The 9,845-nt window shown below is 56.5% G+C and carries 8 protein-coding genes; 2 read left to right on the top strand and 6 right to left on the bottom strand.

Translation table 11 applies throughout. The features are described 5' to 3' along the window. Nucleotides 1-776, bottom strand: a 776-nt coding sequence (locus RCH87_RS08945) for an HNH endonuclease family protein (protein WP_306516357.1), incomplete at its 3' end; no start/stop codon positions are given. A gap of 170 nt (nucleotides 777-946) precedes the next feature. Here RCH87_RS08945 and RCH87_RS08940 point away from each other — a divergent pair. After that, nucleotides 947-2,080, top strand: a complete 1,134-nt coding sequence (locus RCH87_RS08940) for a glutathione S-transferase C-terminal domain-containing protein (protein ID WP_306516356.1) — start codon at nucleotides 947-949, stop codon at nucleotides 2,078-2,080. 186 nt (nucleotides 2,081-2,266) lie between these two features. On the opposite strand, the gene RCH87_RS08935 is transcribed toward RCH87_RS08940, so the two are convergent. From RCH87_RS08935 to RCH87_RS08920, 4 genes are all read right to left on the bottom strand, one after another. Next, nucleotides 2,267-3,679, bottom strand: a complete 1,413-nt coding sequence (locus RCH87_RS08935) for a hypothetical protein (protein WP_306516355.1) — start codon at nucleotides 3,677-3,679, stop codon at nucleotides 2,267-2,269. A gap of 95 nt (nucleotides 3,680-3,774) precedes the next feature. Then, entirely contained in the window at nucleotides 3,775-5,283 is a 1,509-nt protein-coding gene (gene gatB / locus RCH87_RS08930; protein ID WP_306516354.1) for an Asp-tRNA(Asn)/Glu-tRNA(Gln) amidotransferase subunit GatB, read from the bottom strand. 76 nt (nucleotides 5,284-5,359) lie between these two features. Further along, the gene (locus tag RCH87_RS08925) at nucleotides 5,360-6,391 is read right to left on the bottom strand and encodes a 6-phosphofructokinase (RefSeq protein WP_306516353.1); all 1,032 of its coding nucleotides are present in this window, start codon (nucleotides 6,389-6,391) and stop codon (nucleotides 5,360-5,362) included. A gap of 141 nt (nucleotides 6,392-6,532) precedes the next feature. Next, on the bottom strand, nucleotides 6,533-7,978 hold the full coding sequence (locus RCH87_RS08920) for an MFS transporter (protein WP_306516352.1): 1,446 nt from the start codon (nucleotides 7,976-7,978) through the stop codon (nucleotides 6,533-6,535). Between the two features lie 120 nt (nucleotides 7,979-8,098). Between RCH87_RS08920 and RCH87_RS08915 the strand changes: the two genes are divergently transcribed. After that, a complete protein-coding gene (locus tag RCH87_RS08915) occupies nucleotides 8,099-8,422 on the top strand; it encodes a hypothetical protein (RefSeq protein ID WP_306516351.1) in 324 nt (107 codons plus the stop codon). Nucleotides 8,423-8,608: 186 nt separating this feature from the next. Here RCH87_RS08915 and gatA read toward each other — a convergent pair. Then, the coding region (gene gatA, locus RCH87_RS08910) for an Asp-tRNA(Asn)/Glu-tRNA(Gln) amidotransferase subunit GatA (RefSeq protein WP_306516350.1) at nucleotides 8,609-9,845 on the bottom strand (1,237 nt) is incomplete at its 5' end.

Here is a 9,845-nt window from a genome sequence, read left to right as displayed (position 1 = left end):
GCCTCAGTGGTCCAGAGATCATAGACGTATTTCACGTGCACTTGAATCCGGCCATAATCACAGCGAAACGGCTTGTGCGGTGGCAGCCAGGTAGCAGCATCGGCCGCTCCTTTGGCACGATTATTCGAGGCGTCGACGGCTAAAAGATTGATGGGATCATTGGCAAAATCACGACGCTTAGCTTCATCCCACTGGAAAGCACCTTTTACCCAAGCGTCACCAAGCGCAACCACGTGTTCGATATCAACCTGGTTGTCACCCCGGCGGAAATCGATGTTTTCACCTGAATAAGGGCTGACGAAGCTGCCGCTTTCTACCAGACAACCATGCGTGCCATTGCGAACGGAAATATCGGCGAGGTCGCGTTGCAGAATGTCGTTGCGCGTATCGCAGCCATTACGTCCGCCGTCTACATTGACATCATCGGACCAGGCAGGTCCAAACAGATCCCGTTCGTATCCAGAATTAGGCGCACGTCCTTTGATCTCCAGGGCCTGGTGCATGCCACGATAATCGAGGCTATCGTCGGTATAGACTCCCGGCTGCGCATGCGGAAATTTCTTGTGCTCATCTTGTGCTGTAGCCGACTTCGGCTCCGAAGATTGCGCCGACGACTGCTCTGTGGCCGCCACACTGAGGGTGGTCGTCACGGTCGTTGACACGGTGGAGGTACCCGAACCTGCTGCGGTTCCAGTTTCTAAATCCATACAACCGGCGAGCACAATCGCAGCTACGCTGGCGATCGCGGCAGCCGTAAATTTTCTAGCAGCACACATAATCAACACACATTAACACAGCGCAATCGCTGGATTAGCGGTCATGTCTGCATCGAGCACACCAACAACGAGACCCACACTGGTATAGTTGATATGTCATATAGATAGTTCAGCGCACGCGGTGCGCTTCGCGACAATCGCATTGCACAATACGAACAGGATGATCACCAATGCCCAGCACAGACGCTTCTGACACAAGTGCTCAAACCTCCTCCCAGCCAGACGACTGGACAGGAGATCCCCAAAACGCCGCAACCAGCGGCTCGTTTGAACGGGACACCAACTACATCGCTGACCGCATTACCGCCGATATCACAAGCGATAAGCCAGAACCGGCTGCCAACGACACATTCCATTGGCCAGTACAACCGCACCGCTATCGATTAGTAGCCGCGCGTGCATGCCCGTGGGCGCATAGAGCAGTGATTGTGCGCCGATTGCTCGGTCTCGAAGATGTCATATCGTTGGCGCTAGCTGGCCCTACCCACGACAAGCGATCATGGACCTTTGACCTTGACCCCGGCCACCTTGATCCGATCCTAAAAATTCCGCGCTTGCAGGACGCCTATTTCGCGCGATTCCCAGATTATCCGCGCGGCATTACCGTGCCCGCGCTCGTGGAAGAATCCAGCGGGCAGGTCGTGAGCAATGATTTCTCTAGCATGGTGCGGGATTTTCAAACCGAGTGGAAGCAATATCACCGCCCCGGCGCACCAAATCTCTTGCCCGAAGAAGATAAGACGGAAGAGATGGAAGAAATCAACGAATTCATCTTCAAAAAGCTTAATAATGGCGTCTACCGCTGCGGTTTCGCAGCCGCCCAAGAAGCTTACGACGAAGCCTACGCGGATGTTTTCGAAGCACTCGATTGGCTAGAACAGCGGCTTGCTACCCGCCGGTTCATCATGGGAGAGCACATCACGGAAACCGATATCCGAGCCTACACCACCCTGATTCGATTTGATGCCGTCTATCACGGCCACTTCAAGACCAACCGCAACAAGATCAGCGAGATGCCGAATGTTTCTGGCTATCTGCGTGAGTTATTCCAGACCCCCGGCTTCGGTGACACTACCGATTTCACCGAGATCAAACAGCACTATTACATTGTGCACCGAGAAATCAATCCCACGCAGGTTGTTCCACAGGGCCCAGATGTATCTAGTTTGGCAGCACCGCACGGGCGCGAACACCTTCCAGGCTCGCCGTTCGCGGCGGGAACAACATTACCTGGGCGTTTGCCGCGAGCTGAGCAGCTAAAAAACCCTACCCAGAGCCAACGCGAGTTGTTCGATTTAGACTAAGGCTATTTAAACTAAGGCTATCGCGGGTTCAGCCTGCCAATCGCTGACATAGCTCGCTCGGCAGGCAAATGCCAATAGCAAACGCCCTGTGGAGAATTCTCTCCACAGGGCGTTTGTCGTGCAGTCTACCGATACGCGCCAAAGCGCACGAGCTAGCCGACAGTAGGTGGCTAACTAGCCAACAAACTAGTCAGTCTGCTGCTTCTTTTCTTCTTTTTCGGAAGGCGTTTCATCATCAGGACGCACGGAATCCTGGGCGCTGGAATCCGCATAGGTTTCAGCCTTCTTTTCTTCCTTGGCATCCAGCTGGTGCTCGTCGGCAAGCAACTTATAGTCTTCACCAATGGTGAAATCGACGTCATCGTCTTCGTCCAGCTGGGTGGCAACCTCATCAGAAACGTAGTTGTAGAGCTCCTTATCGCCCAAGTTAGACTCTGCAACCAACTTCTGCATTTCCTCGTTGTGCTTGCGTTCCAGCTCCTTGTCTGGGTGCAGCGAGAGATACATCAGCTGACGCAGGCGGGCGCGCTTGGTAGCTTCGTCCCGAATTCGGGAGAAAGACTTAACCCAAGCACCGACCAATACGACAACCATGAACATGCCCATGTAGCCCAGTACTGGGTAAACAAATTCCATAAGAACGTCGAAGCCGATGAAGCTGACGGCGAAGCCAAGCAAGGTACCAACGATGAAGATGATGCGGTACTGGTGCTCGCGACCAGAAGACAGGCGCTTACCCAGTGCGTAGAACATACCAATCGCGGTGTTGAAGACCATCGCGAAGATCACCAGAGCCATAATCAGGCCCAAGTTCTCATTGATGTCATCGACCAGCGTGAGCATCGGAATCGAGGTTCCATCAATCAGCTCGGCGTTGAACAGCATCGCCATAGTGGCCAAAACCAACATGATGGCGTAGGCAATGCCTCCGAACAATCCGCCCCAACCGGCCTCGCGAGGGTCGAGGTAATCGCCACCGATAACCAGCGTCATGGACACAGCCAGGATCAATGCCAGACCGTTGTAGTTCAGTGCAGAGAGCAACCAGTTGCTGATCGGGCTTTCAATTTCTTCAGAACGCTGCGCAACCAAGTTCACATCATCTGGCCAGTTCACGAAAGTGTAAACGGCCACTGCAAGAATCGCGATGATGATCAGTGGAGTGAGCAAACCAATGATGCGGGAGACCTTGTTGACATCCAGCATGCCGGCTACCAGAACGAGCCCCAACATGATCGTGGAACCGATCCACGGCTGCCACCCGAATTGCTGCTCCAGGTTGGAACCAGCACCGGCGAGCATCACGAAACCAATCGAGAACAACGTGATGACCACTGAGATGTCCAAAAGTAAGGACACAATTGGGTGCGTCGTGCGCTTAAACACCAAGCGGTGCTCACGAGCGTGGAAATAACTACCCAATTGCAGGAACACGGTACCAGCGAGCGCCATCACAATGCCGGCGACCGCGGCACCCGCCAGCCCCCACATTCCATAGGACGAGAAATACTGCACGACCTCACGGCCGGTAGCGAAACCCGCACCGACCACGAGGCCCACAAAGGACAAGGCAATGCCTGTAATACGTACGTAGGACACCGTAATTATCGCTCTTTCTTTGACTATGCAAACTTAGTTCGAAAATTCAACGGCACCACACTACACGCATTAGGTCAAAAAGTATTGCCCAGCGCTTATTCTGCGAGCTTTTTCGCAATCAATTTGTTGACTTGACCTGGGTCTGCCTTGCCTTGCGTAGCCTTCATCACCGCACCGACGATGGCACCAGTCACTTTCGTGTTTCCTGCGCGATACTTTTCGACGATATCCGGGTTGGCAGCAAGCGCATCATCCACCGCTTTTTCGATTGCGCCATCATCGCGCACGACCTCCAGGCCACGCTTGGCGACGACCTCATCGACATCGCCTTCGCCTTCCAGCACGCCATCGACGGCCTTCCGTCCGAGCTTGGTGGTCAGCTTGCCTTCCTTGACTAGTTCGACAACACGAGCAACCTGTGCCGGGGTGATTTCCAGGCCGGCAAGCTCCACGCCGCGCTCGTTTGCTTTTCCTGACAAATAGGACACCCACCACGCGCGTGCTTCGTCTGCGCTCGCACCGTGTTCAGTGGTTTCGATAATTAGGTCCAGCGCGCCAGCGTTGACCAGGTCGCGCATTTCCTTATCTTTCAGGCCCCATTCTTCCTGAATACGAGCACGGCGAATCCACGGCATCTCCGGCAGAGTCTGCGCGATCTCTTCTACCCACTCGCGCGGAGCAGAAACCGGTGGCAGATCTGGGTCGTTGAAATAGCGGTAATCCTCAGCCGTTTCTTTCGGACGTCCCTTAGAGGTTGATCCATCCGATTCTTGGTAGTGGCGAGTTTCCAGCGCGATTTCTTCACCGTTTTCCAGTGCATATGCCTGGCGCTGCATCTCGAAACGCACCGCTTGTTCTACGGATTTCAACGAGTTAATATTCTTCGTCTCCGTGCGGGTGCCGAATTCTTCGGTGCCCTTCGGGCGCAACGACAGGTTGGAATCCACACGCATCGATCCTTGATCCATACGCGCGTCAGAGACCCCAAGTGCTGCGACCAGTTCACGCAAAGCAGTGACATAGGCACGCGCTACCTCAGGTGCGCGCTCACCGGCACCGACGATCGGCTTCGTCACGATCTCAATCAGCGGGATGCCGGCACGGTTGTAATCGACCAGCGAGGCGGTAGCGCCATGGATGCGGCCATCCACGCCGCCCAGGTGGGTGAGCTTACCGGTATCTTCTTCCATGTGCGCACGCTCGATCTCTACGCGCCACTCGGTGCCGTCGTCCAGCACGACATCGAGGTAGCCATCGAAGGCGATGGGCTCGTCGTACTGCGAGATTTGGTAGTTTTTCGGCTGGTCGGGATAAAAATAATTCTTGCGGGCAAAGCGCGAGGATTCAGCAATCTGGCAGTTGAGAGCCAAACCGATCTTGATCGCCCACTCCACGCCCTTCGCATTCACGACCGGCAGTGCGCCTGGTAAACCCAAGGAAACTGGGTCGACGTTTGAGTTCGGCTCATCACCGAAGTGCGCCGAGGAGGCCGAAAACATCTTGGTTTCCGTGCCCAATTCCACGTGGACCTCCAGGCCCATCACCGGGTCGTACTTTTCGAGGACCTCGTCATAGTCCAATAAGTCATACATCGCAGCAGTCATAGCCACTATGGTAATAGCAGCAAGCGAGTTTGTGCGCACTGGGCGGTGCCTGCCCCGCCCGACCGGAATGTGAGCTTTAACCGAACAGCGCCTGCGCGATCTCGTAGCGGCGCATCGGTACGGTCTTCAGTTTGGCGACGACCTCGTCCAACGGCACTGTCTCGATGGTATCTCCTTTCAGCACCACCGAGGTGCCGAAGTCTCGCCGATGTGCCGCGCGGGTGGCATGCACCCCAAAACGGCTGGCGAGCACTCGGTCGAACGCGGTGGGCGTACCGCCGCGCTGCACATGGCCCAATACGGTGGTGCGAACGTCATAGCCAGTCGAACGCGAAATCTCTTCGCCGATGAGCTGGCCCATTCCCCCGAGGCGACGGTGGCCAAACTCGTCGACACCTTTATCATCGACTGCCATCGTGCCTGGTCGCGGTTGTGCGCCTTCGGCGACGACGATGATCCCGTATTTCTCGCCCATCTGGAAGCGCCGTTCCATCGACTTCGTGATTTCGCTGACGTCGAAGGGAACTTCGGGGATCACGATGTGGTGTGCACCACCAGCTAGTCCGGCATGCAATGCGATCCACCCGGTGTGGCGGCCCATCACCTCGACGATAAAGATGCGTTGATGAGACTCAGCGGTGGCATGCAACCGGTCGATGGCTTCGGTCGCTACGGCTACTGCGCTGTCAAAACCAAAGGTGTAATCGGTGGCCAACACGTCGTTGTCAATGGTTTTGGGCACGCCAATGACAGGAATTCCATTATCGGCAAGCCACTTGGCGCCTTTGAGGGTTCCTTCCCCACCAATCGCGATGAGGGCGTCCACCCGGGCGTCGGCAAGATTAGCCTTGATGGTTTCCAAGCTAGATTTAAAGATCTCCGGGTGCAGCCGCCCGGTACCGAGGATGGTCCCTCCGCGCACGAGGATTTTGTCGATGGCATCGTCGTCGTAAAGATCGACCCGATCATCGTAGAGAAGCCCCAACCAGCCGTCGCGATAACCGACGACTGTGGAATCGTGTTCTTGATTCGCGGTGCGAACGACTGCACGGATCACAGCGTTCAGGCCCGGGCAGTCACCGCCCGATGTCAATGTGGCAATGCGCATGCTTCTACTGTAGGCAAGCCCGCCCTGTCATGGTATGTCCGGGCACACATGGTTGCGTTTTGCGTGGTGACGACAGCTTTTTCTTGTCTGACCATCGCCGCGGGGCACGAACCGAAGCACGATACCGACAACTAAGACAGGCTAAATCGTCTTGCGATAAAACAGTGCGGTCACCAGACCAATAGCCAACACCCCAACGAGCAATAGCACCGTATTCGCGGTACCTACGGCAAGACCGGAATGGGCAACGGTAACTTGCATTAGCGCCGACAATATCGACACTCCCATGACCGAGCCGAGCTGCCGGGAGGTGTTGTAAACCCCGGAGGCTGCACCCATGATGGGCGCTTCGACATCGCGCATCGTCGTCGCCGAATTCGTCCCCCAGATAAACGACTGCCCGACGCCCAAAAATGCCGTGGCAACCGAAAGCCACCACACCGGGTGCTCGAAAGCCATGATCCACCAACACATCCCGCAGGCGATGACCATCACGGCAAAGCCGCCAACCACAAGGTTGCGTGGGTGGAAATTATCCGCCATGATTCCCGCAATCGGTGAAACAAACAGCGAGCTCAACGCCATCGGCACTATAACCAATCCCGCGGTACCGGAATCGAGGCCTTGTCCATCTTGCAACCACAGCATGATCGGCAACATCAAAGACGCCGCCATAAAGCCCATACAGGAAATAATGATGATGCCCAGCCGGTAATTGTGATTATCGAATAGGAACAACGGGATCATTGCTTCTACCCCGCGTGCCGACGCGCTGCGTTGCAGCTTGATGAAGCCATACAAGCCGACGATTCCGGCAGCCAGCATAAGCCAGACCCACCAGACCCAATCCGCGTCGGGGGCTTGCTGGATCGCACCGACAATCAGCAGCATCGAGACCAACGACACCAAGACAGACAACGGGTCCAGCCGACGGGCATAGGTAGGCATGCGCGGCACCCATATGGTGGCCAAGATAATCGCCACGATCCCGAGCGGCACGTGGATCAAAAATACCGCCTGCCACGAGGCTGATTGCACCAAAAATCCGCCCAGCACTGGGCCGGTGATCGCGGCGACGGAACCGATAATCCCCCACACCCCGAGTGCACGACCACGACGTTCACGGGCAAAAACACGGTTGATTACCGACATCGTCTGTGGCATTTGGATCGACGCACCTAGGCCTTGTAAGCAGCGTGCCGCGATGAGCAATTCGATGCTTGGGGCGAACGCCGAGGCAAATGCGCCGAGCACGAATACTGCAATTCCAATGCGGAAGAGTCTGCGCTGCCCGAACCTGTCCCCCAAACGGCCGGTAAACAGCAGCGGGACGACGACGAACAATAAAAATCCGGAAGAAACCCACAAGGTTTCGGCAAGCGTGGCATCGAATGCACGGCGAATACTCGGGAGAGCTACCGCGATCAAGGTTTGATCGAGCAACGACATGAAAAACCCCAGCGACAGGGCGAACATGGCCTTCCACGCCTGCGGCTCCGGCAATACCATTGATTCCGTAGCTGGCGCGGTTACAGTTGCTCTAGCGTTTGGCTGTTGCTTTGGCTGCGGTTCCGGTGCGGTATTCACCTGGCCTATCCTAGCGTCGGCACGTTTGCTAACACATAGTATTGGACAGCGACGTTTGCTAACGCACAGTATTGTCAGGAACCTAGCGCACGCGGGTCTGCAGAGCCTAGACTAATCCCCATGGCACTTATCGATGTGAAATCCCCGAAAGAAGTCTCTACTGCAACCACCGCTGCTTTCGGCTTGGTGGGAGGATACCTGACTGCCGTGCAGACCGGTGTCCGCCCGCTCGGTGGCGTGGTACTTGGCGCTGCCGGATACTGGGCAGCACGCTCCTGGGCGGCTAAAACCAACCCCGCGACCACCGCTGGCCTGCTCGGCGGCTACGTGGCAGCTTTCGGGCTGTCTCATCCTTTGGCTAAGAAGATCGGTTCGTGGCCAGCCGTCGGCGTGGTCACCGCAGCCACTGCGGGTGCAGCTTACGCGTTTTCTGATCGCAAGTAATCCTGCGCTGAAATAAGCGAACATGACTGGCGAACGCAGGCGTAGAGATAGATAGACAAAAGCCACGCACCGTCAACGCTGTCATAGTTTCATGATCAACGCTGTCATAGTTTCATGACGACTGGGTGCGTGGCTTGAGCTTTACCCGGGTATCTCTCCGGGGTTGTCTCGCCTCCGGGCGGGGTGTTACTTGCGGCTAAGAGCCTCGAATGCCGCACCAACCCGGTACAGGCGTTCATCGGCGAAAGCTGGTGCCATGATCTGCAGACCCGTTGGCAGATTGGTGTCGCCTGCCATGCCGGATGGCACGGACATACCACACACACCAGCGAGGTTCAACGGCAAGGTGCACAAGTCGAAGTTGTACATGGCGGTCGGGTCTTCGACCTTTTCGCCCAACGGGAAGGCCGTCGTCGGCGTCGTTGGCGAAACCAAGACATCGACTTTTTCGTAGGCGCGCGCGAAATCCTGCGCCACCAGCGTGCGGATACGCTGCGCTTGCAGGTAGTAGGCGTCGTAATAGCCGACCGACAAGGCATAAGTACCAACCATGATGCGGCGCTTGACCTCGGGGCCAAAGCCGGCCTCACGGGAGAGCTCCATGACTTCGTTCGCCGAATTCTCACCGTCATCGCCAATGCGTTTGCCGTAACGCATACCATCGAAACGCGCCAAGTTCGACGACACCTCGCATGGCATGATCAGGTAATACGCTGCCAACGCATCGTCGAAGTGCGGGCAATCGACTTCCACGACCTCAGCACCATTATCCACCAGAGTCTGCACGCTCTTGTGGTACTGCTCCATCACTCCGGACTGCCAGCCATCACGCTCGAATTGCTTGATGACGCCGACCTTCAAGCCAGAAACGTCACCGTTCGCACCCTGGCGTGCAGCAGCCACCACGTCTGGAACATCTTGATCAACGCTGGTGGCATCGTGTGGATCATGACCTGCGATAACCTCATGCAGCAATGCCGTATCCAGTACCGTGTTAGCGCACGGACCAGCCTGATCCAGCGAGGACGCAGCCGCGATCAAACCGTAGCGCGATACCGTGCCATAGGTCGGTTTCACGCCGACGGTGTTGGTCAACGCGGCCGGCTGGCGGATCGAGCCGCCGGTGTCGGTACCAATACCCAGTGGTGCTTGCCCCGAAGCCAAAGCGGCAGCAGTTCCGCCACCAGACCCACCTGGAGTGCGGGTGGTGTCGTAGGGGTTGCGGACCGGACCGTAGGCGGAGTTTTCATTCGACGAGCCCATCGCGAATTCATCCAAGTTGGTCTTGCCCAAAATCGGAATGCCGGCTTCGCGTAGTCGACGAGTCACAGTCGCATCGTACGGGCTGCGATAGCCTTCCAGCATTTTCGATGCCGCCGTCGTCGGCGCATCGGTGGTGACCAGCAAGTCCTTCAGCGCCAGT

This window comes from Corynebacterium sp. (genome assembly GCF_030826625.1).
Classification (GTDB): Bacteria; Actinomycetota; Actinomycetes; order Mycobacteriales; family Mycobacteriaceae; genus Corynebacterium.
This window is presented reverse-complemented; position numbering and strand designations above follow the sequence as displayed.